This is a genomic window from Thioalkalivibrio sp. AKL10, from assembly GCF_000381845.1.
In the GTDB taxonomy this organism is placed as follows: Bacteria; Pseudomonadota; Gammaproteobacteria; order Ectothiorhodospirales; family Ectothiorhodospiraceae; genus Thioalkalivibrio; species Thioalkalivibrio versutus.
Map to the genome: position 1 here is coordinate 867079 of NZ_KB907142.1, position 24850 is coordinate 891928.

The window sequence follows — 24850 nt, forward strand, 5'->3', positions numbered from 1 at the left end:
TCGACATGGATTGGCGCCGCCCGCTCCTGCACTGCGCGGTCTTCGTCACCCTGTCGCTGGCGGCGCCGCTGGCGCTGGCCGGCCCGGGGCAGCACGCAGTGGCGAGTGCGCATCCGGCCGCCACCGAGGCGGGCGAGGCCGTACTGCGCGACGGCGGCAATGCCTTCGATGCCGCCGTCGCGATTACCGCTGCCCTGGGTGTAGCCGAGCCCTACGGCTCCGGGCTCGGGGGCGGCGGGTTCTTCCTGCTGTACGAGGCATCCTCTGACCGCAGCGTGATGCTCGATGCCCGCGAGACCGCCCCGGCCGCGGCCGACCGCGACATGTATCTGGATGCCGACGGCGAGGTGATCGACGGCTTGTCGCTGGATGGCGTGCTTGGCGCCGGCATCCCCGGCATGCCCGCCGGCATGGATCACCTGGCGCGGGAATACGGACGCCTTTCGCTGGCCGACAGCCTGGCCCCGGCGATCCGTCTGGCCGAGGACGGTGTTCCGGTCAGCGGCCGCTACCTGCAGATGGCGGGGTTTCGTCATCAGGCCCTGCGCGACGGGGCTGACGCACGAGACATTTACCTTGAGGCGGGTCGCCTGCCGGACGAAGGCGCGATTCTGCGCCAGCCGGACTTGGCCGTGACCCTCCGGCGCCTGGCGGACGAAGGCCGTGATGGTTTCTATACCGGTGATCTGGCCGAGCGCCTGGTCGCCGGCGTGCGCGAGGCCGGCGGTATCTGGACTCTGGACGACCTGGCGGGGTACGCGGTCGTCGAGCGTGACCCCGTGCGTCTGGACTATCTTGGCGCCACGATCACCACCGCCTCGCCACCATCTTCCGGCGGGGTCGCGCTCGGCCAGATCCTGAACATCCTGGCGTTCTACGACCTCGAGGTACTGGCGCCGGATATGCGCGTCCACCTGACCATCGAGGCGATGCGCCGCGCCTATCGTGATCGCGCCGAGTACCTGGGCGACCCGGACCATGTGGATATGCCGCTGGAGCGGCTGCTGTCACGCGACTACGCAGCCGGTCTGCGCGCCACCATCCATCCCGACACGGCCACGCCCAGCCGCTACCTGCCGCTGTCAGTGGAGCCGCAGCCCGAGGTTCCGGGCTCGGCCGCGGCCGAGAGTCGCGAGACGACGCACTTTTCCGTGATCGACGCCGAGGGCAACCGGGTCGCGGCCACGCTGACGCTGAACTACCCGTTTGGGTCCGGCTACGTGGTGCCCGGGACGGGTGTGCTACTGAATAATGAGATGGACGACTTCTCGGCCAAGCCGGGCGAGCCCAACGCCTATGGCCTGGTCGGTTTCGAGGCCAATGCCATCGCGCCGCAGCGCCGCCCGTTGTCGAGCATGAGCCCGACCTTCGTCGAGACCGAGGATCGCGTGGCGATCCTGGGCACGCCGGGTGGCAGCCGCATCATTACCATGGTCCTGCACGGCGTGTTCGGCGTGCTCGAGGGGCAATCCATCGAGGAGGTCGTCGCGGCGCCTCGCTATCACCACCAGTATTTGCCCGATCGGGTGGAACACGAGACCGGGGCGTTCGATGCCGAACTGCGAGGCCAGCTGGTCTCGCGAGGGCATCAGCTGGTGCCGCAGGTGCGTCCGTTCGGTGACATGCACGCCATCCTGTGGGAGCGCGGGGCGGGTCGCCTGGAGGCGGCTTCCGATCTGCGCGGCGAGGGCGAGGCGCGGGTGTTCCAGCCCTGAAGACGCGCTGGTGGACGCGCGCGCAGGGCTGGTGGACGCGCGCGCAGGGGGCGCGGAATGGATCAGCGTATCCCTGGCCTTCACGAATTTCGCCCACACAAAAAGCCGCACCCCGAGATCGGGGAGCGGCTTTTTCGATTCACTGCAACCGCCGGGCCGGCAATGCCGGCCCGGAACCCGGGGGCTTAGCCCTGGGCCAGATCGCGGATGCGGGCGTTCAGGCGGCTCTTGTGGCGAGCCGCCTTGTTGCGGTGAATCAGGCCCTTGCTCACGGTCTTGTCGATCACCGGAACGGCCTCTTTGTAGGCCTCGGCGGCTGCCTGGGCATCGCCCTTGTGCAGCGGCTTCAGCACGGCCTTCATGGCCGTACGGAAACGGGAGCGCAGCCCCATGTTGTGGGCGCGGTTCTTGACCGCCTGACGGGCCCGCTTACGGGCAGAAGCAATATTTGCCAAAGTACTTCCCTCGCGTTAAATCGCTAGGTTCTGGAAAGGCGGCAGAGCATACCCCCGGGGCACTTCAGCGTCAACCGGGTCCTGCGCGTGATGGGGATGGCCTGGGGCCGTCCATGCGTCTACTGTAGAAGAAAGAAAGCCATTCAAAGGAGAACAGGATGAATCGATTCAACCAAACCCTTCGGGCCGCACCGGCGACAGCATCGGCCATGGCCCTGCTGTTCGCGGCGCTCCTGCTGGCGAGCATTGCCTTCATGCCGCAGGCCAAGGCCTTCGAGCCGGAGGCCAAGGTCGTCTATCACGCCGACTTCGCCGACCCGCGCCGCTTCTCTGCGATGCTGACCAGCATCAACAACATGATGACGCATTACCAGAACGAGTTTATCGATGCCGACGTGCGCATCGTGTTCGTGGCGCACGGCATCCGCTTCCTGACCGATGACGACCTGGCCGATACCCCGTTCGAGGCCGACGAGGAACTCAAGGAAGAGCGCGACACCCTGCGTGGGCGCCTGATGAGCCTCGCCAGCACCCACGGCGTGAAGCTCGAGCTGTGCGAGATCACCCGTTCGCAGATCGGTCTGGACGAGGACCTGATCTATGACCACGTCAACTTCGTGCCCTCGGGTGTGGTGCGCGTGGCCGAGCTGCAGAACGAGGAAGGCTTCGCCTACATCAAGATCGAGTAAGGGCCTTTCGCATGCTTGACCCGAAGCCCCGCCTCGGCGGGGCTTTTTAGTGTCTCCACGAAGGTCCGAAGACGGCCAGGGGTGGGTGCGCTACGGGGGGCATCGCGGGCAGGATGCGCCGGCCTTGCGCGATACCCCCTCGAGTCCTTTTTCTCCGTGCCCTTCGTGGTGCAGGAAGGCCGCGTCGGGCGTGCCGTTCAGCCGTGGATTACAGGACTTCGAGCTTGGCGAAGCTCAGCACCAGCCACTTGGAGCCGGCGTGGGCGAAGTTCACCTGGACCCGGGCCGAGTTGCCGGAACCCTCGAACTGGGTGATCAGCCCCTCGCCGAACTTCGCGTGGTGCACCCGTGCGCCGATCGCCAGGCCCGCCGCGGAGGCCTCGGCGGCCTGTGCATCCATGGCCCCGAAGCCCGCCGTCTTGTTCCGGGCCGCGGCAAAGCGCCCCGCGCCATACGGTGAGGCCTGCGGGCGTAGCACTTCCAGCGCGCCCTCGGGGATCTCGTTGATGAAGCGCGAGGCGACGTTGTAGGACTCGCGTCCATACAGCCGCCGCGTCTCGGCATGGATCAGGTACAGCTCCTGTTCGGCGCGGGTCATGCCGACATAGGCCAGGCGGCGCTCCTCCTCCAGTCGCCCCGGCTCTTCCAGCGAGCGGGCGTTGGGGAACAGGCCCTCCTCCATGCCGGTCAGGAACACCAGCGGAAACTCCAGGCCCTTGGCCGAGTGCAGGGTCATCATCTGCACCGCGTCCTCGTGCGGGTCGGCCGCACCCTCGCCGGCCTCCAGCGCGGCGTGGGCGAGGAATTCGGTCAGGCGATTGCCCTCGCCTTCTTCGCTCTCGGCGGTGCTGCTCATGTCGAAGGCGCGCGCGGCCCCTACCAGCTCGTCCAGGTTTTCCAGCCGTGCCTCGCCACGCTCGCCCTTTTCCTTTTTGTAGTGCTCGCGCAGTTGCGCGCGCTCGATCGCCTGTTCCACCTGATCGGCCAGCGGCTGGCGCGGGAGTTCCTGCTGCAGGGTGCGGACCAGCTGCACGAACCCGGCGACCGCGGTGCGCGCGCGTCCGGGCAGGGCGTCGGCGTCCACCGCGTGGGTGGCGGCCTGCAGCAGGCTGGTGTCGGCTGCCTGGGCGGCCTGGCGCAGGCCCTCCAGGGTCTTCTCGCCGATCCCGCGCGGGGGCTGGTTGACCACGCGCAGGAAGGCGGCATCGTCATCGCCGTTGCCGGCCAGGCGCAGGTAGGCCAGGGCATCGCGGATCTCCTGGCGCTCGAAGAAGCGCAGGCCGCCGTAGACCCGGTAGGGCATGCGCCGGCCGATGAAGGTCTCTTCCAGCACGCGTGACTGGGCATTGGAGCGATACAGCACCGCGCACTCGCGGTACAGCCCGCCCTGGTCCACGTGGCGGGCGATGGTCTCGGCGATGAAGCGCGCCTCTTCCTGCTCGTTCAGCGCGGTGTACAGGCGGACCGGTGCGCCTTCGTGGCCCTCGGTCCACAGCTCCTTGCCCAGACGGCCCGAGTTGTGCCGGATCAGGGCGTTGGCCGCGTTCAGGATGTTGGCGCTGGAGCGGTAGTTCTGCTCCAGGCGCACGACCTGGGTGCCCGGGTAGTCCTTCTGGAAGTGCTGGATGTTCTCGATCTTCGCGCCGCGCCAGCCGTAGATCGACTGGTCGTCGTCGCCCACGGCGAATACCGGGCTGTCCCCGGCGAGCAGGCGCAGCCAGCCGTACTGGATGTCGTTGGTGTCCTGGAATTCGTCGACCAGCACGTGGCGAAAGCGCGTGCGGTAGTGCTCCAGCAGGGCCTTGTTGTCGCGCAGCAATTCCAGCGAGCGCAGCATCAGCTCGGCGAAGTCCACCACACCGGCGCGCTCGCAGGCCTGCTGGTAGGTGGTGTAGACGCGTACCCACTGGCGGGCGACCGGGTCGCCGGTATCCGGCAGGTGTTCCGGGCGCGAGCCCTCGTCCTTGCGCGCGTTGATGTACCACTGCGCCTGCTTGGGCGGCCAGCGCGACTCGTCCAGCTCCAGGGCGCGCAGCACGCGCTTGACCATGCGCAGCTGGTCATCGGAGTCGAGGATCTGGAAGGCCTGCGGCAGCTTCGCCTCCTGCCAGTGCTGGCGCAGCAGGCGGTGGGCGAGGCCATGGAAGGTCCCGACCCACAGCCCGGTGGCCGGGTGCCCCAGCAGCGACTCGATGCGCCCGCGCATCTCGGCCGCCGCCTTGTTGGTAAAAGTGACCGCCAGCAGGCTGTGCGGGGCCACGCCCTCGACGCCAATCAGCCAGGCGATGCGGTGCACCAGCACGCGGGTCTTGCCGGAGCCGGCGCCGGCCAGGACCAGCACCGGATGCGGCGGGGCGGCCACGGCCTCGCGCTGGGCCGGGTTGAGGGAATCGAGCAGGGGGGAGACATCCATGCGCGAATGGTAGGGAAACCCGGCCGGAATCGCACGTTCCGCATGCAGGCCGTGTGCCTTCGCCCGCGCAAACGCGCTACCCTCGGAGGCAGCCTTCAAGAAGACGCTGATTCATCGACTCCGCGCGGGAACCTCGCGCGCCGATCAGGTCCCAAAGGCCGACGCATCAGGAATGGGAAGAGACCGCGAATGAACGAGATGCCATCCCGGCACCGGCTGGACAGCCCCGTATCCGGGCAGGAACTGCACCCGGATAACCTCGCTTTCGCCGAGGATCTGCTGGAGCGCTACCAGGACGACCCCGATGCCGTCCCGCCGGCCTGGGCCGATTACTTCCGCTCGCTGGAAAATGCGCCGCGCCCGGAACGCCGCCGGCGCTCCACCGATCGTCCGGATCTGGCCCATGAACAGCTGCAGATCCGCGTGCTGCAGTTCATCAATGCCTACCGCTACCTCGGTCACTTTGGCGCCCGTCTGGATCCTCTGGAGCGCGAACCGCCGGAGCCACCGCGCGAGTTGAGCCGCGAGCATCACGGCCTGGACCAGGTCGGCCCCGATGTCACCTTTGATCCGGGCTCGCTGTTCATCGACGGGCGGGTCTCGCTGGATACGATCGAACGGGTGCTGAAAGAGACCTACTGCGCCGGTATCGGCGCGGAATACATGCATCTGATGGCCACCGACGAGAAGCGCTGGCTGCAGGAGCGTCTGGAATCGGCCCATGGCCACTTCGGTTTCGATGACGACACCCGCCTGGCGATCCTCGAGCGTCTGACCGCGGCCGAGGGTCTGGAGCGCTACCTGCACCGGCGCTATGTCGGGCAGAAGCGCTTCTCGCTGGAAGGCGCGGAAAGCCTGATCCCGCTGCTGAATGCCCTGATCCAGCGGGGCGGCGCGCGCGGGCTGCAGGAGTTCGTGGTCGGCATGGCACACCGCGGACGCCTCAACGTGCTGGTCAACCTGTTCGGCAAGTCCCCGGAGGAGCTGGCCAACGAATTCGAGGGGCGTCCGCGCGACGACCGTGGCACCGGCGACGTGAAATACCACATGGGTTTCTCCTCGGACCTGGATACCCCGGGCGGTCGGGTGCATCTGGCGCTGGCCTTCAATCCCTCGCACCTGGAGATCGTCACCCCGGTGGTGGAGGGTTCAGTGCGGGCGCGCCAGGTGCGGGTCGGCGATCGCAAGGGCAACCGGGTGATGCCGGTGGTGATCCATGGCGATGCCGCCTTTGCCGGGCAGGGCGTGGTCATGGAGACCCTGAACATGTCCCAGACCCGGGGCTTCTCCACCAAGGGCACCGTGCATGTGGTGGTGAACAACCAGATCGGTTTCACGACTTCGACCCTGAAGGACGCTCGTTCGACGCATTACGCCACGGATGTCGCCAAGATGGTGAACGCGCCCATCCTGCATGTGAATGGCGATGATCCCGAGGCCGTGGTGTTCATCACCCAGATCGCGCTGGACTACCGCATGCGCTTCGGCAAGGACGTGGTCATCGATCTCGTCTGCTACCGCCGCCAGGGCCACAACGAGGCCGACGAGCCGGCCGCCACGCAGCCGCATATGTATCGTCGTATCCGCGACCTGCCGACCACCCGCGAGCGTTACGCCAGACGCCTGATCCGCGAGGGCCTGACCACCGAAGACGCACAGGAACAAGCGCTGGAGGACTATCGCGGCCGACTGGATGCCGGCCAGCCGGTGGCGCTGTCGTTGCTGCGCGAGCGCAACAGCCATGCCGGATCCTCGACCAACTGGGGCCCCTATCTGAACCAGACCTGGGACCAGGATGTGGACACCGGCGCCCCCGCCGACCGTCTGGCGCGCACCCTCGAGCAGCTTTCCACCCCGCCGGAGGGTTTCCGACTGAACGACCGCGTGCAGAAGATCCTGGATGCCCGCGTGGCCATGGCGCGCGGCGAGCAGCCGCTGGACTGGGGTGCGGCCGAGACCCTGGCCTACGGCGCGCTGATCCAGGACGGCTACCGCATTCGCCTGTCCGGGCAGGACTCCAGCCGAGGCACCTTCTTCCACCGCCATGCGGTCCTGCACGACCAGGAGACCGGCAAGGCCATCGTCCCGTTGCGGCGCCTGGATCCGGACCACCCGCGTTTCCTGGTGATCGATTCGCTGTTGTCCGAGGAGGGCGTGCTCGCCTTCGAATACGGCTATGCCACCGCCGCGCCCGAGGCTCTGGTGGTCTGGGAGGCGCAGTTCGGCGACTTCGTGAACGGCGCCCAGGTGGTGATCGACCAGTTCATCTCCTCCGGCGAGCAGAAGTGGGGGCGCCTGTCCGGCCTGACCCTGTTGCTGCCCCACGGCTACGAGGGGCAGGGGCCGGAGCACTCCTCGGCCCGCCCGGAGCGCTTCCTGCAACTGGCGGCGCAGGAGAACATGCAGGTCTGCGTGCCCACTACGCCGGCGCAGATGTTTCACCTGCTGCGCCGGCAGATGCTGCGGCCCTATCGCAAGCCACTGATCGTGATGACCCCGAAGAGCCTTTTGCGCCACAAGGACGCGGTCTCCGACCTCGATGCGCTGGCGACGGGCCAGTACCAGACGGTCATCGACGACGCCCGTATCGAGGATCCCGGCAAGGTGAAGCGCGTGCTGATGACCAGTGGGCGCATCTTCTACGATCTGGCTGCGCGCCAGGCCGAGGGCGAGCACGCGGATACGGCGATCCTGCGCCTGGAGCAGTGTTACCCCTTCCCCGAGGCACGTCTGACCGAATTGCTGGGCCGCTACCCGGAGGCCGACGAATTCGTCTGGGTGCAGGACGAGCCGGAGAACCAGGGCTACCTGGAGTTCGTCGCCCCGCGTATCAACCCGCTGCTGGCGGTGCGCGGGCAGACCCTGCACGCGGTCGCGCGGCCCCCGGCCGCCGCGCCCGCCGTCGGTTACCCCGAGGTGCACAAGGCGCAGCTGAAAGATCTGCTCGAGCGCGCGTTCGGGCCGATCAGCTCGCGTGACACGCCGCACCCCACGCCCTGAACATTCGATAAAGACGCACAGAACAAGGAAGCGAGATGGCATCCGATCGCACCCCGATCCAGGTCCCGGAACTCCCCGAGTCGGTCGCCGATGCGACCGTGATCGCCCTGCACAAAAAGGCTGGTGACGCCGTCAAGCGCGACGAGCTGATCGCCGAGCTGGAGACCGACAAGGTGGTCCTTGAGGTGTCGGCCCCCAGTGCGGGTACCCTGGTGGAGCTCTCCGCCAACGAGGGCGATGTGGTCAAGGCCGACGCGATCCTGGGTTATCTGGGGCCCGCCGAAGCCGCCCCGGAGGACCCGGACGAAGAGACCGAGGATGAGGCAGCGCCTTCCAGGGCATCGACAGCCACGGAGGGCGGCAAGCCGGCGTCTGTTGCAACGGGGGATCGGGAAGAGGAGCCGGCCGCTGCCTCCTCACCCGAGCCCGCGCCGTCCGGGGCCGGGAACGGATCGGCCGGAAGCCCGCCGCCGCCCACGCCGGCCGTGCGGCGCCTGCTGCAGGAAGCCGGCCTGCGTCCGGAGGATGTCGAGGGCACCGGCGACGACGGGCGCATCCAGCGTGCCGACGTGGAGCGGGCGCGCAGCGATCGCAGCGCGCCCGCGGCTTCTTCGACGCCATCGGGTTCCGTCGGGGCGGCGCGACCCCAGGCGCATCCGGCCGACCCCGGAGACCGAGCCGAGCGCATCGAGCGTGTGCCGATGACCCGCCTGCGGGCGCGCATCGCGGAACGGCTGCTGGAAGCGAAGCAGACCACCGCGATGCTGACCACCTTCAACGAGGTCGACATGTCCGCGGCGATGGCCCTGCGTAGCCGCTACAAGGAGCCCTTCGAGAAGCGCCATTCCATCAAGCTCGGCTTCATGGGTCTGTTCGTGGCCGCGGCCAGCCGCGCGCTCGAGCGCTTCCCGGTCGTCAATGCCGCACTGGATGGCGAAGAGATCGTCTATCACCACTACAGCGACATCGGCATCGCAGTCTCCTCCTCGCGCGGACTGGTGGTGCCGGTCCTGCGCGATACCGGCAACGCCTCCATTGCCGAGATCGAGCGGCGCATCCGCGACTACGCCGAGCGCGCGCGTGACGGCAAGCTGGATATCGACGAGCTGCGCGGTGGCACCTTCACAATCACCAACGGGGGCGTGTTCGGTTCGTTGTTCTCCACGCCGATCCTGAATCCGCCGCAGAGCGCGATCCTCGGCATGCACGCGATCAAGGAACGCCCGGTCGCGGTGGACGGCGAGGTCGTCGTCCGGCCGATGATGTACGTCGCCCTGTCCTACGACCACCGCCTGGTCGACGGTGCCGAGGCGGTGCAGTTCCTGGTCGCCATCAAGGACGCCATCGAGGACCCGGCGCGGTTGCTGCTCGACGTTTGACCCTGTGAGGTGGCGTCAGGCTACGACTCAAGCCGCATCCCACGTGATGGCTGGCTCAGTCGTCCGTGACGGGACGGCGCCGGGGGCCGGGGCGCAAGCTGAACAGCAGCACGCCGGCGCCGAACAGGGCGAGCGGCCAGACCGGCCAGGCAAGCCCCTGCCAGGCGGTGACCTCCAGCTGCGTGGCCAGCCCCGCGAGGGCCAGCAGGGCCACACCCGCCCAGCCTTCGTTGCGGCGGCGGGACTGGCGCCTCAGCCCGTTTTCCAGCTCGAGGATCTGGCGGCGTAGCGCGGCGTCGCGCTCGGCCCGCTGTTCCTCCACGGTCAGGGCCTTCTCCAGGTGTATCGGCAGTTCCGGCAGGTGCGCCAGCAGGCGCGGCAGGTGTTGCTGCGCGTTGCGGATGAATGCGCGCACGCCCATGCGTTCGTGCATCCATTTCTCGATGAACGGCTTGGCCGTGGTCCACAGGTCCAGCTGGGGGTAGAGCTGGCGGCCCAGGCCCTCGATGTTCAGCAGGGTCTTCTGCAACAGCACCAGCTGCGGCTGGACCTCCATGTTGAATCGCCGCGCGGTCTGGAACAGGCGCAGCAGGACCTGGCCGAAGGAGATCTCGTCCAGCGGGCGCTGGAAGATGGGTTCGCACACGGTGCGGATCGCCGCCTCGAACTCGTCGACGCGGGTGTCCTTCGGGACCCAGCCGGATTCCACGTGCAGCTCGGCGACGCGGCGGTAGTCGCGGTTGAAGAAGGCGTGGAAGTTCTCGGCCAGATAGCGCTGGTCGGAGTCCAGCAGCGAGCCGACGATGCCGAAGTCCACGGCCAGGTAGGTCGGGTCGTCCGGGTGGGTGGCATCGACGAAGATGTTGCCCGGGTGCATGTCGGCGTGGAAGAAGTTGTGCTGGAACACCTGGGTGAAGAAGATCTCCACGCCGCGTTCGGCCAGCAGCTTGAGGTCCACGTTGCGTTCGCGCAGGGCGGCGACATCGGCCACCGGGAGGCCGCCGATGCGCTCCATCACCAGTACGCTGCGGCGGGTGTAATCCCAGATGATCTCCGGGATGTAGAGGAGGTGGCTGTCCTCGAAGTTGCGGTGGATCGCGGCGGCGTTCGCGCCCTCGCGGATCAGGTCCAGTTCGTCGGTGATGGTCTTTTCGTATTCGTCCACCACCTCGCGCGGGCGCAGGCGCTTGGCCTCGGACCAGTAGCGGTCCGCCAGGTCCGCGATCAGGTGCATGACCTCGAGGTCCGCGCGGATGGTCTTGAGGATGCCGGGGCGCACCACCTTCACGACCACCTCGCGCCCGTCCTGCAGCGTGGCCGCGTGCACTTGGGCGATGGAGGCCGAGGCGATTGGCGTGTCCTCGAAGGCGGCGAAGGCGATCTCGATCGGGCGTTCCAGCTCGGCCTCGATCACGGCGCGCGCCTGGTCACTGGGGAACGGCGGCACCCGGTCCTGCAGGCGCGCAAGCTCGATCGCGATGTCGTCCGGCAGCAGGTCGCGCCGGGTGGAGAGCATCTGTCCGAACTTGATGAAGATCGGGCCCAGATCCTCCAGCGCGCGGCGGATGCGCTCGCCGCGCGTGCCTTCAGTGCGGCGGAACCAGTTCCAGGGCGCGAGATAGAGCAGGAAGCTGAGCGGGCGCAGCGGCTTCAGCGTGAACAGGATGACGTCCAGGCGATAGCGCACCAGGACTCGCGCAATGGTCCACAGCCGCAGGCCCCGGTACAGCGCGCGGCGCATCAGGCCTGCCGGTCGTCAGGTGCGGAGGCCGGTGCCTCCAGACGACGCAGCCGCGCATCCAGCCGGGCGACGTCGTCGCGCAGCGTGGCGACGTCTTCGGCGAAGGCCTCGAACGCACCGCCGGCCGGTAGCCATTCGAGCTCGTCGCGCAGGTAGTCGGCCGTGTCCTCGGCGGAGCGCCGGCCCAGGTGGCGCAGGCTGTCGCGCGCCTGGTCCAGCAGGTGGCGCAGCGGCCCGGCCGCTCCGGCGCCGGCAAAGCGTTCGAACAGATCTTCCCAGTCGATACTGGCATCGCGCAGTGCATGTTGCAGGTCGGAGAGCACGGTTGCATCACCCGTGATCGTCAACCCGGAGCGGTCGTCACGTGCCATCGCCGCGGCCAGCGACAGCGGCGAGCCCTTCAGCTGCACGTCCACTGGCTCCTCGACGCCGCCTGTAACCTGCAGCCGGTCGGCGGCCCCGACCAGCGACAGCGCGAGCCCCGGTGGCTCGATCACGATGGCGATCGCACGCCCGGCCAGCCGCGCCCGGTCCTTCTCCGGAGCGCTGGCCAGGTGTTCGTTCAGTGTGGCCTCGATCAGGGCCGCGAACGGACTGGGCAGGGCGAAGGGTTCGGCCATGAAAATGCTAGAGCTTGGTGCCGCGGTGCAGGGCGACGATGCCGCCGGTCAGGTTGTCGTATTCGACCCGTTCCAGTCCGGCGTCGCGCATCATGCCGGCCAGGGTTTCCTGGTCCGGGTGCATGCGGATGGATTCGGCCAGATAGCGGTAGCTGTCAGCGTCGTTCGCGACCAGCTTGCCCATCAGGGGGAGCATCTTGAACGAATAGACATCGTAGATCGGGCGCAGCGGCGCCATCGGTTGCGAGAACTCCAGCACCAGCACGCGCCCGCCCGGCTTGATCACCCGGCGCATCTCGGCCAGCGCGCGCTCCTTGCGGGTCACGTTGCGCAGGCCGAAGGCGATGGTCACGCGGTCGAAGTAGTCGTCCGGATAGGGGAGCTGTTCGGCGTCCGCCTGCACGAAGTCGAGGTTACCCACATGGCCCTCGTCCAGCATGCGGTCGCGCCCGGCCTCCAGCATCGAGGCATTGATGTCGCAGACCACGATCTGACCCTTCGGTCCGACCCGTGGGGCAAAGGCCCCGGCGAGGTCCCCGGTGCCGCCGGCCAGGTCCAGGATCTTCATGCCTGGGCGCACGCCCGTGCGCTCCAGGGTGTAGCGCTTCCAGATGCGATGGACGCCCATGGACATCAGGTCGTTCATGACGTCGTAGCGCGAGGCGACCGAATGGAACACCTCGCCGACCCGCGAGGCCTTCTCGGACTCGGGGACGCTCTGGTAGCCGAAGTGGGTCTTGCCGGATTCTTCTTTCATCAAAGTGCCGTTGTCAGTGCGTCTTGCGCTCGTGTCCGGCCTCTTTCAGCCGATCCAGGTAATCCTGCCACAGTCGCTCCTGGTTCGTGCCGAGTTCGTGCAGGTAGTCCCAGTCATAGATGCCGGTGTCGTGCCCGTCGGAGAACACGAGCTTCACCGCATAGTTTCCGACCGGCTCGATCCCGGTGATGTTCACGTCTTCCTTGCCGACCTGCAGCACCTCCTGGCCCTTCCCGTGCCCGCGCACCTCGGCCGAGGGCGAATACACGCGCAGGAACTCGCAGGGCAACTCGAAATGCGAGCCGTCCGAATACGCCAGCTCCAGGATGCGCGACTTCTGATGCAGCTGGATATCGGTGGGTCGGTGGGTACTGCTCATGTGGCCTCCAGAATCCTCGGTCCGGGATGGCCCGGAAGATCTTTCGCGACCGCCCAAAACGGCGGACGCCAACGGACTGCGAGGATACCAGCCCTGTGGGTCAGCGTGGCATCTCCCCGCGCACCGCAGGTCTGCCGGCCTTGACACCCTTCGGACCTCGCGCCAGAGTCGGCAACCTTAATCATGGAAAGGGAATGTCCATGACCTCGCCACGGACTGGCGCATTCGCCGTACAGGCACACCCCGATCTTTCAGCCGCCATGACCTTTCGTGGTCCCACGCTCGCGCGGGTCGGATTCGGGCGGGCGTTCGATTGTCGCCGCGGAGGTTTTTCCCATCCCCCCTTGCGGTTCCAGTTGGGCATATCACGAACCGCGAGAGGCGCTCCATGTTCTGGTTGATCGCCTATGTGATCGCACTGATCGCGGCGGCTGGCATCCTGTCCGAGCGATCGCGTGCGCCCGTTCGGGCTAGGGTCCTGTTCGCCCTTGCCGTTCTCACGGTGCCATTCGTGCTGCAGACCTTCGGCTGGATGCTCCTGGGCGATGAACCCCATGATCTGATCGCGGCCCAGCTCGGGCTTCTGTCATACGTCATCGGCCCCATTCTGGTGGCCTGGTACTTCCTGTATCGCTATCCGCTGCCGGCATCCGCACGGCATGCTCCGAAACTGAAGAGCTTTCGTCTGGCGGTTGGCGCCTGGCATCGCCATATCCTCATTCTTGGCTTCATGGCGTTTGTCGTGGTCGGGATAGGCGCCACATACAACCCGCTCACGCAATGGGCGTACGACCGCGTTGGGCAGCACAACCTCGAAAACGAGGTCGTCCGGGCCAAGCTGGCGGACCAGCACTTCGATATCCCGATGCGATATTTCGTGATTGATGCGTACGTGCCGCGTGGATACTGGCCGAGGGCCAAGGATCGCCGGGTGGATGTCGGCGCTCTGAGAGTCTACGTCCTGTTGCCGGATCTGCGACCCTTCTTTCCCGAAGAGGAACATCTCTGGAATCTGGAGGGTGGCGGCCGCGGGGACCGGGTTCGTGTGACGATCCGGGAGGATGATTTTTCCGAATCCAATGTAAAGACGTTACGAGCGCGGGCCGCCGAATCAGGAGAGCCCCTCGCCCCGGAAACGGCAAAGACGTATGGCGTTGATCGGCACAATGAGGATGTGGAAGCTTTGTTGTACGCTCGCAGACTCCGTCTGTTTCCTCGCGATGAATCCGAAGCGTGGTTTATCACCTGCGCGAGTCCGAAGGACGTCCCTTCCCCCAGTTGCCGGATGAAGACCGCATTCCGTCCCGGCATCGCGCTGGAAAAGACCTTCGGCCTCGAATACCTCCCCGATTGGCGCCGCATCGCGACCAAGAGCGAGCGGCTGGTGGATTCTCTGGCGGTCGAAGGGGCCAACCCATGATGACCCTCAGGCGCTTTTGCGCCCTCGATGTCGAATGGTTCGCGCTCGGGTTTATTCAGTGGCCCAGCCGAAAGTCGGCCCCACGGAAACGCGGGCGGAGGTCATGAGCGTCGCCGGCCTGATGGGATCAGTGCTCATTGCCCTGATTCCCATGGCGGTTGCCATTGTTGCGGCCATTGGGGTGCTGATTGCCGTCCGTCGTGCGTCGGCTGCTGTCAGGATCGGCTATGCCCTGCTCATACTGGCCCTGCCGGTGGCCGTGATGCTGGGATTCATACTTCTTCTGGAAGAGTATGGGCGTGAGATATCCACGGGACTGCCGGTGGCCCTGTTCGCGTTTATTGGCATTCCGCTGATGGCCGTCTGGTGGTTTCGGCGGCGCCACCCAGTGCGGTTGGAGACGGGCGCGCCCGTCGCCCCCACGGTGCGCAGCTTCCGCCTTACGTTTCGCTACTGGAGGCTGGAGCTGGCCCTCGTAGCCCTGGTGGTGCTGGTCGTCTTCACGGAGAACCCGGTCTCGCACAAGATCAACGACTATGCGGGCAGGATTTATCTGAATATCGCAACGGCGCACTTTGACTTGTCAGGCCACAAGTTCGATGTGCCGGTGCGGTTTTTCTACTCGGTCTATGAAGAGCTGGGCCACTGGCCCTACCCCAGAGAGGGGCGGCATGAACCGGCGACCCTCCAGTTGAGCGTCCTCCTGCCGGATCTGCGGCCTTATCACCACGAAGACCGTGATCGCTGGACTCGGGATGACGACGCACTCGGAGACCGGGTGGAAATCGCGCTTTTGAATGATCCGCCGTTGTCGTTTGTTGGCTCGATGGCGCGGCTCGCAAGGGAGAACCCTCAGGACGTCCGGGCATCCGATGATGACCTCGCCGTGTTCGACATCGATCCCCAGGAAGTGAGCCTGAAGGCCCTGGGCCAGCCGCCGTTTTTCATCCCTGAAGACGCATCAAAGAACCTCGTAATCCATTGTGCCCCGCCAGGCGATCAGCCCGCTTCTGAATGCATGGCCATGACCGTCTTTCGCGATGATCTCGCATTGACCTATCGCTTCGCCCCCGAGCACCTTCCGAACTGGCAGCGAATGGATCGCGAGGTTCGACAGCTCCTGGACTCCCTTTCGGTCGAGCTCGACGCGCCATGAGGCCTTCCGCGCGTCTTTCCATCCCCCATGAGTGGCGGTCCCATTTCACTCTCTATCCGATCTTCGTGATCCGGGCGCAGAACGGGGGCAGGGGCACATGAGCGGCGCCGGCCGGCTGACCCTGATCGTGGTCGTCCTGGTGGCGATCTGGCTGGCGGGTTCCACCCTGTGGTCGGGCCTCGCACGACCCTGGCTCGCCGGGGTGGGGGTGTTCGACACCCTGCACGAGATCTATGGCGAGCCGCCGAGGCTCGAGACCCAGGAGTTTTCGCCCCCGATTCGCAAGGCCAACATCAATGGAGTGCCGATTGCGATCCCGTCCAACTATCTCGCGCTGGTCGGCATCGAATACAAGGATCAGAGCACCTGGGCGCCACGGGACCCGGATACGCCGAAGCCCGATGAGCGCACTTTCGAGGATGAGGCCCATGCCTTCACGCTCGCGGTTCGATGGCCGGATCTGAAGCCGCGCAGCCCGGAAACGGCTCAAAGCTACTGGGGCAGGGGCGATCCCGACGGCGATCCATGGTTGCAGATTGGCCTCGGCGCCTACAGCAATCCGGACGCAATCGGGCGGGATCTTGGTTGGGCACCGCTTGTGCGTGGAAGGATCGAGAGGATCGAGGAACGCACCCACACCAGGAGGCTCCCTCCACGAAACCCAACGGAAAGATGGGGTGGGACAGAAGAAGTGCGAATCCACTACGAAATGCGGGGTACCGATCCGGAGACTGGCCTGGAATGGGCCGAGCCAATGGGTCCCAGGACCGAACGCTTTCATGCCTGGAATCTAACGCTCCACTGGAAAAGCGATCTCGACGGCTACGTCAGCGACATGATCGAGTGCTACAACGGTCAAATGCCGAGGCCCGAGGGTCGCCCGGTCTGCCGGCATCGATTCACGCTGCCCGAGTGGGGTGCATGGGTTGATTTCGGTTACCCGCGCGCTTTGCTTCCGCAATGGCGGGAGATTCGGTCTGCCGTGCGCGATCTCATTCTGGACCTTGAGGCGGCCCCCTTGGAGAACACAGAAGAGGGTCCATGAGCATTCGTCAATCGCTCATCAAATTTCTGGCGAAATACCCCGGCCCGACGGAGGCCGAGGCCCGTCGTTGGCGGTACGCCTTGATCGCAATGGGTGCACTGGCCCTTGTCGCCGAAGGGAGCCTTGTCTTCATCCTTTATCACATGGATCCGGCTGCTCCCCCATTCTGGTTAACTGCTCCGGCGGGCTGGCTATGGGAGCATGTTCCCGCTGCCCGTGGTTTCACGAACAGCTCCTACGCCCTTCGCGCACAGATGCCGTACGTATTTGTGGTGTTTTTCTTCTTGGTGGTCACAACCGCTGCGCTGGTGGCCTGCTGTAACCGCCGTGGCTCGATGTTCGGCATGGCCGTCAATTTTCTCCAAGAGGGGTTCTTTAGGCAGGCGGTTATCCTCGTCGTGGTACCCATCGTGTACTACGCCGTTGCCTTTTTCGTCTTTTCATCCGATCTGGACCCGGTTTCGAGTCCGAGCGAACGATCGTATCGGCATTACGGTTTGGTTTTCGAGACAGAGATGGGTGTTGCGACTGCCTGGGTGCCGCTGGCCTTGTTCTGCGGTTCCTTCATCGGGGTCCATCTCTCGATGATCGCGGAGGTTCCACGGCTTGTAAGGGCCGCCCGGGTTGGCTGACCTCGATTGCTAACGGATCCGGGAAGCTAATCGTCCATGTACACCTTGGCTTACTTCTCGCTTTGGCTGTCTTTTCTTTTTGTCTGGGCGGCTCTCTTCAGCCTGATCATTCTTGGGTCCCGTAGACGCGCTGGTCTGGGGGCGCGGATGTCCTACGCAGGCCTGGCTCTGCTGGCCCCGTTTGCAGTGTTGTTCCTGGGGGCCCTGAGTGTCTGGTATGCGCCCGAAGGCGTGCCCCGATGGCTCGAGATGACGCTGGTGTTCTACCTCCCGCTTGTGACGCCGTACCTGGTCCGTGCCCTGTTTGTGTTTCGCTGGCCGGGTCATGCGTAACGGCCCGTGCGCATTATCGCCGTCCTGCCGGACCTGATGGGCGATGGCGCGGTGCATGATCTGCATCAGGCGCTGGTGCACCCCGCCGCCAACGAGGCGACCTTCGGAAAAGCCCTTGACAGAGCGGCCTGAAGCCGGGAGCCTTTAAAACCATCACTCATGGACAGGGATAAGCCATGACCTCGCCACGGATCGGCGTCCTCTCCGCAGTACCGCTTCGGCTTATGCCGCATCGCGCTCCGATAGCGTCGGCGCGTTGCCGGTGCACCGCTGGATTGGCTTCCGTCGTACTTGCGCCTCGCTAGGTGCACTCGCTTATTGAGTTGCCCACGGGCCGTTGCCATGGTCTGGCTGATCCTCTATCCCGCCGAGTTTGCGGGCTATGCCAACGAGTGGTCGGCCCGACCGGATTTTGAGGCAATCACGCTCGCGTTTCAGACGCGCTCGTGCTGCGGGATGCGCACATGATCCTTCGCCAATCCCTTATCGACATCCTGTCGACATATCCGGGACCAACAGGGGCCGAGGCCCGACGCTGGCGAATTGTCTCAATCGCCATGGGTTCGCTCGCGCTGCTAGTAGAAGGGATCCTTGTCTACATGTTGGGTAACGGATGATTCTATACCGCACGAGAAGGCGCGCCTGTTTCCACGAGGTAGCGCAATCCTTCGTCTTCAGGGGGGCTCGGATACCGCTGAGGCTGTCATCGAGCTCGCGAAAACTTGGGGGGCGAAACGATGAGACGGGTGCCTGAGTCTCTCTCTCATTCTAGGTTGGCTAGTTGGGCGAAAGGCAGCTGGCCCTATCAAGTGTTCGTTGTCCGGGCCCTTCAGCGCGGGACTTCTAGAGCTTGGTGCATCGTCTCGTTTTGTTTCCTTTTATTTGCTGTATCCGACTATGTGGATTATCTAAATACTGTCCCCGATATGGGGGGATTGACGAGGCAAGAAGGCGTGGTGGAGCGCATTAATGAAGGGCGAGGGCGCGCTCGTCGTTCAATTGTCATGGACGTGGACGATGGCGATCCTGTTCGCTATTTTGGGGCGATCCCTTTGGGCGAGAATGGCGAGAAGATTATCGGGGAGCCCGTTACGGTCTGGTTGCACAGGAAGATTAGTGTATTTGGTCCATCAACCAGGGTTTATCATCTCGAATTCGAGGGGGAGACTCTCGTTAATTACGAGGAAATAAGGCCACGCTTGGAAGCGTCGCAGGAGAGGCTTCCGAGATTCGTAATATGGTGGCTCGTCCTCGGAGTGATTCCGCTCATGCGCGTCTGGTGGGTCAATAGAATTATCGATTAATAGAAGTTTAAACGGATAACAATACAAGGATGTTTGTTGCGGCTCGTGGGCTTGACGAAAAATATCATCACTTGATGAAGTCGGCTCTTCACATGAAGCTGTCGCCAGCGGAGTTTGCGAGTGCAGCGAATAATTTAAATGAAAAGGACTCCCTCGGCGCGTCAATAGCGGCCTTGGACGGCTTGCAATCGCCGAATTCCGGTACATCCGCAATAGCACATCTCTCTCGATTCTGGCTGACACGACCTGCACCGGGCGCGTTCGGACGCCGAGTCGCTGCGCCAGGAGCTGATCAAGGCGCGCCGTCTGGACGAGCTGACCCGCCTGCGGGCCCCGGTGGATGGCACGGTCGAGCAACTGGCCGTGCACACGGTGGGCGGGCGCGTGGAGCCGGCCCGTCCGTTGATGGTCGCGGTCCCCGAGGATGGCGCAGTGGAGGTCGAGGCCACCCTGCCCAACAAGGACATCGGCTTTGTCCGGGCCGGCCAGGAGGCCGAGGTCAAGCTGCAGACGTTTCCCTATACCAAGTACGGCACCATCGGCGGTGTGGTGACGGACGTCTTGCAGGATGCGGTGCAGATTGACTGCACGGCAGTCACCGCGCCTTGTTCGCACGCAAAAGCGACTCGAGCGCGAGCGCGCGATTCAATCAGTGTCTCCCTAGGCGATAGGGCGGCATCGCATGATGTAAACGCTCGTGTTGGAGTCGGTCTGTGTACTGACCGGGCACGGTTAATGATCTGTCACCGCGCTGTATGGGCGAGCTGCAAAGCGATCAGCGTCCCATTGGGTTAGTTGCGGGATTGTAGTGCCCCCAAGCGATACATGCTCGGCTTGGCTCTCATCGCTGCCCGGTGTCGTGACGATGGGCTGAGTCCCTTCTCTGGAGTCAGATTGCCGCCGGTTTTTGTGCGCGGGGCATTGTTTGTGCGAAGGGAGCGATTAGCTCCAGGCGGTGCGGGCGCGGTGGTAGAAGTCGGAGTCTTCGCTGGTGGCGCCCTGCAGGGAGCAGACGGCGGCTGCGAACCCGAGCGCGCGCTCCAGCGTGGTTGCCCAGGGCCAACCGTGTTGCTGGCCGATGATGGCGACACTGGCGAAGGCGTCGCCGGCCCCCACGGCGTCGCGGAAGCCGTCGACGGCGGGGGCCGGGGCCTGCCAGTGCTGGCCATCGGTGGTGTGGATGGCTGCGCCGTCGGCGCCGTGGGTGATGATCAGGGCGGAGCGGATCGCGGCGCGTTCCAGGAGCGCCGCCGAGCGCTCCGGTGCGGCGACGTCGGGGGCCAGCGTGGCCGCCTCGTCGGTGTTCAGCTTGACCACGTCGGCCCCGCGCATCAGCGCGAGGACGTCGTCAGGCTGGTACCACGGTGCGCGCAGGTTCACGTCGACGAAACGATGTTGTGCACGGGCCTGCAACCGTTCCAGTAGCTCGCGGTTGTCCGCGCGCATGGCGAGCGTGCCGTGATAGAGGAGGCCCGCGGTGTCCGGCAGCTGGTCCGCCCATTCCGCCGGAACGGTGTCATAGGCCTGGTCAGGGACGATGGTGTAGGTCGGTTCGCCGTCTTCCAGGGCGATGCGGACCTGGCCGGTGGGGGCCGCGGGGTGCCTGTACAGGCCGCGGGTGTCCATCCCGATGCGGTTCATGCGCTCGCGGATGCTGCGGCCGTCCGCGTCGTCCCCGACTCCGCCCACGAAACAGGCGGCCTCGCCCAGCTGGTGCAGGTTCCAGGCGACGTTGAAGGGCGCGCCGCCGAGGACGCGCGTACCGTCGGGGAAACAATCGAACAGGACTTCGCCGAAGATCAGGTGGGGTTGAGGCGTGCCGTTCATGGGTTCCCTCGGCAGTGGATCAGTCGCCGGCCCGCTCGATGCGGTCACGGCCTCGCTTTTTCGCTTGTAGCAGCGCGTGGTCGGCGGCATCGAATATCGCCTCCGGGGCGGCGGCGGGGTCGATTCCGGCCAGCCCGGCGGAGATGGTGACCTTCAGACGCGTCTTGCCGGAGCGCACGATCAGACGGTCCACAGCGTCGCGGATGGTATTGGCCTGGCTGTATGCAGCGTCAGGTTCGCGATGGATGATCATCACGAATTCCTCCCCGCCGTAGCGCGCGACGAAATCCGGCTCGCGCACGCCCTCGGCCAGGATCTCGGCGACCGCCCGCAGGACCTTGTCGCCGGCAGTGTGGCCGTACTCGTCATTGATGGTCTTGAAGTGGTCGATGTCCCAGACCAGCAGCGAGGCCGCGCCCGATTTCTCGAGCTCCGCGGGGAGTTGCTCCAACCGCTGTTCGAAGGCCATTCGATTGGGCAGGCCGGTGAGGCTGTCGCGACTGGCTTCGGCGCGCGCCTGCTCCAGCCGGTTGCGCAGCGCTTGCACCTGACCCTCCAGGCTGCGGCCCTTGGAGCGCAGGAGGCGGTTCCGTTCCTTCACCACCTGCAGTTCGTCTTCCTGCTCGTTCCGAAACGTGGTGACGCGCTCCACCATGCGGTCGAGACCGCGGGTCACCTCGGTGCGCAGGGTCGCGAGGTCCTCGACGTCGACCACCCGGCCTTTGATGTGCTCGACATCCCCGGAGATCCCCGCGTGCAGTTCGGAGACCGATTCCCGGGCGCGCTGGCCGCGCGCCTCGTCTTCGGACAGGGCGGTATCCACGTCTTCCAGGCGGTGCCAGATCTCGCCGACGACCTCGGTGAGTTCTTCGCGCTCCGTCATTGCCTGTTCGCACTTGTCGTGCATCACCGAAAACAGGCGTGTGAGGGTGCGTTCGATCTCTGCCTTGTCGCGCCGATCGGCGGCCCGGGTGAGGGCCTCCAGCTCGGGGTCGAGGAATTCGAAGCCGAGCAGGCCACGCTGGACGACCGCGAGGATGCCGTCGGCCAGGTCCTCTCGCTGATCGCTGGAGCGCACGGCATCGGCCAGCTGGCCGCTCAGGCGATCCAGCCAGGCGGTGTCGCCGGGGTCGGATTCGATGGCGCGGGTCAGGTCGCGCACGGCGCCTTCCAGTGCCGGCACCTTCGCGGAGACCACCGCGAGCGATCGCAGGGCGACGCGGCGGATCGCGTCCTGCAGGGCGCGCTCCCGATCCAGCGAGCGCTCGAGCTCGATAATGGTCTTGCGCAGATCGCTGTCGGACATCGGGAAATCCCGGATAGTAGGCGCGCCTATTTAAACGCGGAAATGGGGTGGATGCCAGGGAAACACGGACTAATGTACACACTGGCGCTCGAACCGTACCCGTCTTTCGACATCGGTTTAGTGCGCTGGATCATGAAGGGCCTGGCGCTGCGGCAGTTCGATCTCGATACCCACCGGCAGGTGGTCGGAGAGCGCCACGTTGTAGACACGCACGTCGCTGACGTGCAGGTCGGGGGTCAGCAGGATGTGGTCGAACACCAGGCGCGGGTCCCAGGCGGGATAGGTGGCCGGGCAGGCCATCGGCTCCATCAACCCGGTACGCGCGATCAGTTGCCGCAGTTCCTCGCTGTCCTGCTGGCAGTTGAGGTCGCCCATCACGATGGCATGCGGAAAATCCTGGATGCGCTCCGCGACGTAGGCCAGCTGGGATTTTCGCGTGCGCTTGCCCAGGGCCAGGTGCAGCAGGAACAGCACCAGTTCCTCGCCGTCGCCCATGGCGTAGCGGGCCTCGATCGCGCCGCGGCCGGGTAGCGCTCCGGGCAGACGGTGCATTTGCACCCGGTCCGGCTCCAGGCGCGAGAACAGGGCGAGGGAGTGCTTGGCGAACTGCCCCAGATCGCGGTTGATCCGGTTGTAGGTATACGGGAAATGCGCACGTTCGGAGAGATAGGAGGCCAGATCGACGAAGTTGCTACGCAGGCTACCCCCGTCCAGTTCCTGCACACCGACGATGTCGAACTCCGAGATAAAGCGCGCCACCCGGTCGAGGTTGTCCATGCGCCCACCGTAGGGGAGCACGTGCTTCCAGCTGTTGGTCAGGTAGTGATGCAACCGGGAGGAGTGGATGCCGACCTGGGCGTTGAAGCTCAAGAGCCGCAGGCGCTGGCTGCCCTGCTCGTGGTGATATCCCAGGCGTTCCGGGGTGGAGGCTTCCGGTTGTGTCGCGCCCTCGGGCCCGGTGGGCGCGGTGCGATCATGGCCGGACGCGATCGAGGTCATCGCGGGTCGTCTCCTGCTGGCGGGGAAGTCCGCGTTGTCAGAATGGACAAACCAGTTCGCCCAAACGTTCCGTCAGCTTCATGTTCTCGCTGTAGTCCACTGGGCAGTCGATGATCGTGACCCCGGGTGTTACCAGGGCCTCGCGCAGCGCCATCTCCAGGCTGTCGCCGGGTTCGATGCGCACGCCGTGCGCCCCGAACGACTGCGCCAGCTGCACGAAGTCCGGATTGCCGAACTCGACGAAGGCCTTGCGGCCATATTCGCGCACCTGCTTCCACTCGATCAGGCCGTAGGCGTTGTCGTTCCAGATCAGCACAACGAAGTTGAGGCCCAGGCGAACCGCCGTTTCCAGCTCCTGCACGTTCATCAGGAAGCCGGCATCGCCGGTGACCGCGACCACCTGGCGTTCGGGGTGGAGCTTGGCGGCGGCAATGGCGCCCGGCAGCGCAATGCCCATGCTGGCAAAGCCATTGGAGATCAGACAGGTATTGGGTAGCTCGCAGCGGAACATGCGCGCCATCCAGAGCTTGTGAGCGCCCACATCGGTGATCATGATCGCGTCGAGGTCGGCGGCGGTGCGCAGATCCCAGATCAGCTTCTGCGGCTTGAGCGGCACCTGGGTGTCGTTGCGGTGCTCGTTCATGTCGTCGATCAGACTCTGGCGTAGCGGACGCAGGATGGTCTCTTCGCGGGGGCTCACCTGTTCCGCCAGGCGGTGCAGGCAGGTCGTCAGATCGCCCAGTACCTCGGCGGTCACATTGTAGTGACCGTCGATCTCGGCCGGCGCGGAGTCGATATGGATCAGGGTCCGGTCGGCGTCCGGATGCCAGAAGCTGGGCGGGTATTCGACCAGATCGTAGCCGATGCAGACGATCACATCGGCCTTGTGGAAGCCGAAATTCACGAAGTCCTGGCTTTGCAGGCCGACCGAGCCCAGCGCCAGCGGGTGGCGGAACGGCAGTACGCCCTTGGCCATGAAGGTGTTGGCGACCGGAATGTTCAGGGCGCTGGCGAGCATGGCCAGGGCGCCGCTGGCGCCGGAACGGATCACGCCGTTCCCGGCCAGGATCAGCGGGTGCCGGGCCTCGTTCAGCAGGCGCGCGGCCGCCTCCAGGGAGGCTTCGGCCGGTACGGCGGCCGGGCCGGCATGTACCGGCAAGGGTGGATTCGGGCACGGCAGCGAGGCGATGTTCTCTGGCAGCTCGATGAAGCTGGCACCGGGTTTGCCGCCTTCGGCCCACTTGAAGGCCTTGCGGATCACCTCGGGCAGAATCTCGGGTTCCAGCACCTGTGAGCTGTACTTGGTGATCGGCTGGAACAGGCCCTTCAGGTCGAGGACCTGGTGCGATTCCTTGTGCAGCCGATGGGTGCTGGCCTGGCCGGCAATTGCGACCAGGGGGGCGTGATCCATGTTGGCGTCGGCGACGCCGGTGATCAGGTTGGTGGCACCGGGCCCCAGGGTCGCCAGGCAGACGCCCGCCTTGCCGGACAGCCGCCCGTGAACGTCGGCCATGAAGGCCGCGCCCTGCTCGTGACGGGTGGTGACGAACTCGATGGGGGAATCGGCCAGGGCGTCGAGAACGGCCATGTTCTCTTCCCCGGGGAGGCCGAAGATGCGTTCAACGCCCTCCTGTTCGAGGCACTCGACCAGACGCTGCGCGGTGGTCGGATCGCTCATGG

Annotated in this window: 20 protein-coding genes and 1 pseudogene; 11 read left to right on the forward strand and 10 right to left on the reverse strand. The window is 65.6% G+C overall.

What is annotated here, in order from left to right:
* The first annotated feature begins 5 nt into the window (after positions 1–5).
* Positions 6–1715 carry a gamma-glutamyltransferase gene (ggt, locus tag G333_RS0104170; RefSeq protein ID WP_019627745.1) on the forward strand — a complete coding sequence of 570 codons (1710 nt, stop codon included), beginning with the start codon at positions 6–8 and terminating at the stop codon, positions 1713–1715.
* Between the two features lie 185 nt (positions 1716–1900).
* Here the strand turns inward: ggt and rpsT are convergent, their stop codons facing one another.
* Positions 1901–2170 carry a 30S ribosomal protein S20 gene (gene rpsT, locus G333_RS0104175; protein WP_019612252.1) on the reverse strand — a complete coding sequence of 90 codons (270 nt, stop codon included), beginning with the start codon at positions 2168–2170 and terminating at the stop codon, positions 1901–1903.
* Between the two features lie 158 nt (positions 2171–2328).
* On the opposite strand from rpsT, the gene G333_RS0104180 reads away from it, so the two are divergent.
* Positions 2329–2859, forward strand: a complete 531-nt coding sequence (locus tag G333_RS0104180; protein ID WP_019627746.1) for a DsrE family protein — start codon at positions 2329–2331, stop codon at positions 2857–2859.
* A gap of 208 nt (positions 2860–3067) precedes the next feature.
* Here the strand turns inward: G333_RS0104180 and uvrD are convergent, their stop codons facing one another.
* Positions 3068–5272, reverse strand: coding sequence for a DNA helicase II (gene uvrD, locus G333_RS0104185; protein WP_038038012.1), 2205 nt, complete (start codon positions 5270–5272; stop codon positions 3068–3070).
* 189 nt (positions 5273–5461) lie between these two features.
* On the opposite strand from uvrD, the gene G333_RS0104190 reads away from it, so the two are divergent.
* Entirely contained in the window at positions 5462–8272 is a 2811-nt protein-coding gene (locus tag G333_RS0104190) for a 2-oxoglutarate dehydrogenase E1 component (RefSeq protein ID WP_019627748.1), read from the forward strand.
* Positions 8273–8307: 35 nt separating this feature from the next.
* Positions 8308–9651, forward strand: coding sequence for a 2-oxoglutarate dehydrogenase complex dihydrolipoyllysine-residue succinyltransferase (gene odhB / locus G333_RS0104195; RefSeq protein WP_019567498.1), 1344 nt, complete (start codon positions 8308–8310; stop codon positions 9649–9651).
* Positions 9652–9706: 55 nt separating this feature from the next.
* On the opposite strand, the gene ubiB is transcribed toward odhB, so the two are convergent.
* Genes ubiB through G333_RS0104215 form a run of 4 tightly spaced genes read right to left on the reverse strand, consistent with a single transcriptional unit; the run spans position 9707 to position 13148 of the window.
* Complete coding sequence (gene ubiB, locus G333_RS0104200; protein ID WP_019627749.1) at positions 9707–11392, reverse strand: ubiquinone biosynthesis regulatory protein kinase UbiB; 1686 nt, start codon at positions 11390–11392, stop codon at positions 9707–9709.
* Complete coding sequence (locus tag G333_RS0104205; protein ID WP_018950919.1) at positions 11392–12012, reverse strand: SCP2 domain-containing protein; 621 nt, start codon at positions 12010–12012, stop codon at positions 11392–11394. Before G333_RS0104205 ends, ubiB begins: the two co-directional genes overlap by 1 nt.
* A 7-nt stretch (positions 12013–12019) precedes the next feature.
* Positions 12020–12769, reverse strand: coding sequence for a bifunctional demethylmenaquinone methyltransferase/2-methoxy-6-polyprenyl-1,4-benzoquinol methylase UbiE (ubiE, locus tag G333_RS0104210; protein WP_018168865.1), 750 nt, complete (start codon positions 12767–12769; stop codon positions 12020–12022).
* 13 nt (positions 12770–12782) lie between these two features.
* On the reverse strand, positions 12783–13148 hold the full coding sequence (locus tag G333_RS0104215) for a gamma-butyrobetaine hydroxylase-like domain-containing protein (RefSeq protein WP_019567495.1): 366 nt from the start codon (positions 13146–13148) through the stop codon (positions 12783–12785).
* 388 nt (positions 13149–13536) lie between these two features.
* On the opposite strand from G333_RS0104215, the gene G333_RS0104220 reads away from it, so the two are divergent.
* The 7 genes and pseudogenes from G333_RS0104220 to G333_RS15230 form a co-directional block, all read left to right on the forward strand.
* Positions 13537–14568, forward strand: coding sequence for a hypothetical protein (locus G333_RS0104220; RefSeq protein WP_019627750.1), 1032 nt, complete (start codon positions 13537–13539; stop codon positions 14566–14568).
* A gap of 103 nt (positions 14569–14671) precedes the next feature.
* Positions 14672–15724, forward strand: coding sequence for a hypothetical protein (locus G333_RS0104225; protein WP_026340879.1), 1053 nt, complete (start codon positions 14672–14674; stop codon positions 15722–15724).
* A 97-nt stretch (positions 15725–15821) separates the two neighbouring features.
* A complete protein-coding gene (locus G333_RS0104230; protein WP_019627752.1) occupies positions 15822–16769 on the forward strand; it encodes a hypothetical protein in 948 nt (315 codons plus the stop codon).
* Complete coding sequence (locus tag G333_RS0104235; RefSeq protein WP_019627753.1) at positions 16766–17401, forward strand: hypothetical protein; 636 nt, start codon at positions 16766–16768, stop codon at positions 17399–17401. Before G333_RS0104230 ends, G333_RS0104235 begins: the two co-directional genes overlap by 4 nt.
* A 36-nt stretch (positions 17402–17437) precedes the next feature.
* Complete coding sequence (locus tag G333_RS15360; RefSeq protein ID WP_019627754.1) at positions 17438–17734, forward strand: hypothetical protein; 297 nt, start codon at positions 17438–17440, stop codon at positions 17732–17734.
* 6 nt (positions 17735–17740) lie between these two features.
* On the forward strand, positions 17741–17866 hold the full coding sequence (locus G333_RS15315; RefSeq protein ID WP_019627755.1) for a hypothetical protein: 126 nt from the start codon (positions 17741–17743) through the stop codon (positions 17864–17866).
* A 1418-nt stretch (positions 17867–19284) separates the two neighbouring features.
* Positions 19285–19617 (forward strand): annotated as a pseudogene (locus G333_RS15230) (HlyD family efflux transporter periplasmic adaptor subunit); the annotation flags it as partial.
* Positions 19618–19980: 363 nt separating this feature from the next.
* On the opposite strand, the gene G333_RS0104265 reads toward G333_RS15230, so the two are convergent.
* The 4 genes from G333_RS0104265 to G333_RS0104280 all read right to left on the reverse strand — a co-directional run bounded on the left by G333_RS0104265 (position 19981) and on the right by G333_RS0104280 (position 24848).
* A complete protein-coding gene (locus G333_RS0104265; protein ID WP_019627759.1) occupies positions 19981–20865 on the reverse strand; it encodes a carbohydrate kinase in 885 nt (294 codons plus the stop codon).
* Between the two features lie 19 nt (positions 20866–20884).
* Positions 20885–22171, reverse strand: coding sequence for a GGDEF domain-containing protein (locus tag G333_RS0104270; protein ID WP_019627760.1), 1287 nt, complete (start codon positions 22169–22171; stop codon positions 20885–20887).
* 117 nt (positions 22172–22288) lie between these two features.
* Positions 22289–23170 carry an endonuclease/exonuclease/phosphatase family protein gene (locus G333_RS0104275; RefSeq protein ID WP_018950922.1) on the reverse strand — a complete coding sequence of 294 codons (882 nt, stop codon included), beginning with the start codon at positions 23168–23170 and terminating at the stop codon, positions 22289–22291.
* 37 nt (positions 23171–23207) lie between these two features.
* Positions 23208–24848, reverse strand: coding sequence for an acetolactate synthase large subunit (locus G333_RS0104280; RefSeq protein WP_018950923.1), 1641 nt, complete (start codon positions 24846–24848; stop codon positions 23208–23210).
* Positions 24849–24850 lie beyond the last annotated feature (2 nt).

What these genes read in the sequence shown, in the direction of transcription:
- G333_RS0104215 (WP_019567495.1), bottom strand. Translation starts at nt 13,148, where the DNA reads ATGAGCAGTACCCACCGACCCACCGATATCCAGCTGCATCAGAAGTCG.
- G333_RS0104220 (WP_019627750.1), top strand. Translation starts at nt 13,537, where the DNA reads ATGTTCTGGTTGATCGCCTATGTGATCGCACTGATCGCGGCGGCTGGC.
- G333_RS0104205 (WP_018950919.1), bottom strand. Translation starts at nt 12,012, where the DNA reads ATGGCCGAACCCTTCGCCCTGCCCAGTCCGTTCGCGGCCCTGATCGAG.
- G333_RS0104180 (WP_019627746.1), top strand. Translation starts at nt 2,329, where the DNA reads ATGAATCGATTCAACCAAACCCTTCGGGCCGCACCGGCGACAGCATCG.
- ggt (WP_019627745.1), top strand. Translation starts at nt 6, where the DNA reads ATGGATTGGCGCCGCCCGCTCCTGCACTGCGCGGTCTTCGTCACCCTG.
- ubiB (WP_019627749.1), bottom strand. Translation starts at nt 11,392, where the DNA reads ATGCGCCGCGCGCTGTACCGGGGCCTGCGGCTGTGGACCATTGCGCGA.
- G333_RS0104275 (WP_018950922.1), bottom strand. Translation starts at nt 23,170, where the DNA reads ATGACCTCGATCGCGTCCGGCCATGATCGCACCGCGCCCACCGGGCCC.
- G333_RS0104230 (WP_019627752.1), top strand. Translation starts at nt 15,822, where the DNA reads ATGAGCGGCGCCGGCCGGCTGACCCTGATCGTGGTCGTCCTGGTGGCG.
- G333_RS0104270 (WP_019627760.1), bottom strand. Translation starts at nt 22,171, where the DNA reads ATGTCCGACAGCGATCTGCGCAAGACCATTATCGAGCTCGAGCGCTCG.
- G333_RS0104225 (WP_026340879.1), top strand. Translation starts at nt 14,672, where the DNA reads ATGAGCGTCGCCGGCCTGATGGGATCAGTGCTCATTGCCCTGATTCCC.
- G333_RS0104235 (WP_019627753.1), top strand. Translation starts at nt 16,766, where the DNA reads ATGAGCATTCGTCAATCGCTCATCAAATTTCTGGCGAAATACCCCGGC.
- G333_RS0104280 (WP_018950923.1), bottom strand. Translation starts at nt 24,848, where the DNA reads ATGAGCGATCCGACCACCGCGCAGCGTCTGGTCGAGTGCCTCGAACAG.
- uvrD (WP_038038012.1), bottom strand. Translation starts at nt 5,272, where the DNA reads ATGGATGTCTCCCCCCTGCTCGATTCCCTCAACCCGGCCCAGCGCGAG.
- G333_RS0104190 (WP_019627748.1), top strand. Translation starts at nt 5,462, where the DNA reads ATGAACGAGATGCCATCCCGGCACCGGCTGGACAGCCCCGTATCCGGG.
- odhB (WP_019567498.1), top strand. Translation starts at nt 8,308, where the DNA reads ATGGCATCCGATCGCACCCCGATCCAGGTCCCGGAACTCCCCGAGTCG.
- G333_RS0104265 (WP_019627759.1), bottom strand. Translation starts at nt 20,865, where the DNA reads ATGAACGGCACGCCTCAACCCCACCTGATCTTCGGCGAAGTCCTGTTC.
- G333_RS15360 (WP_019627754.1), top strand. Translation starts at nt 17,438, where the DNA reads ATGTACACCTTGGCTTACTTCTCGCTTTGGCTGTCTTTTCTTTTTGTC.
- ubiE (WP_018168865.1), bottom strand. Translation starts at nt 12,769, where the DNA reads ATGAAAGAAGAATCCGGCAAGACCCACTTCGGCTACCAGAGCGTCCCC.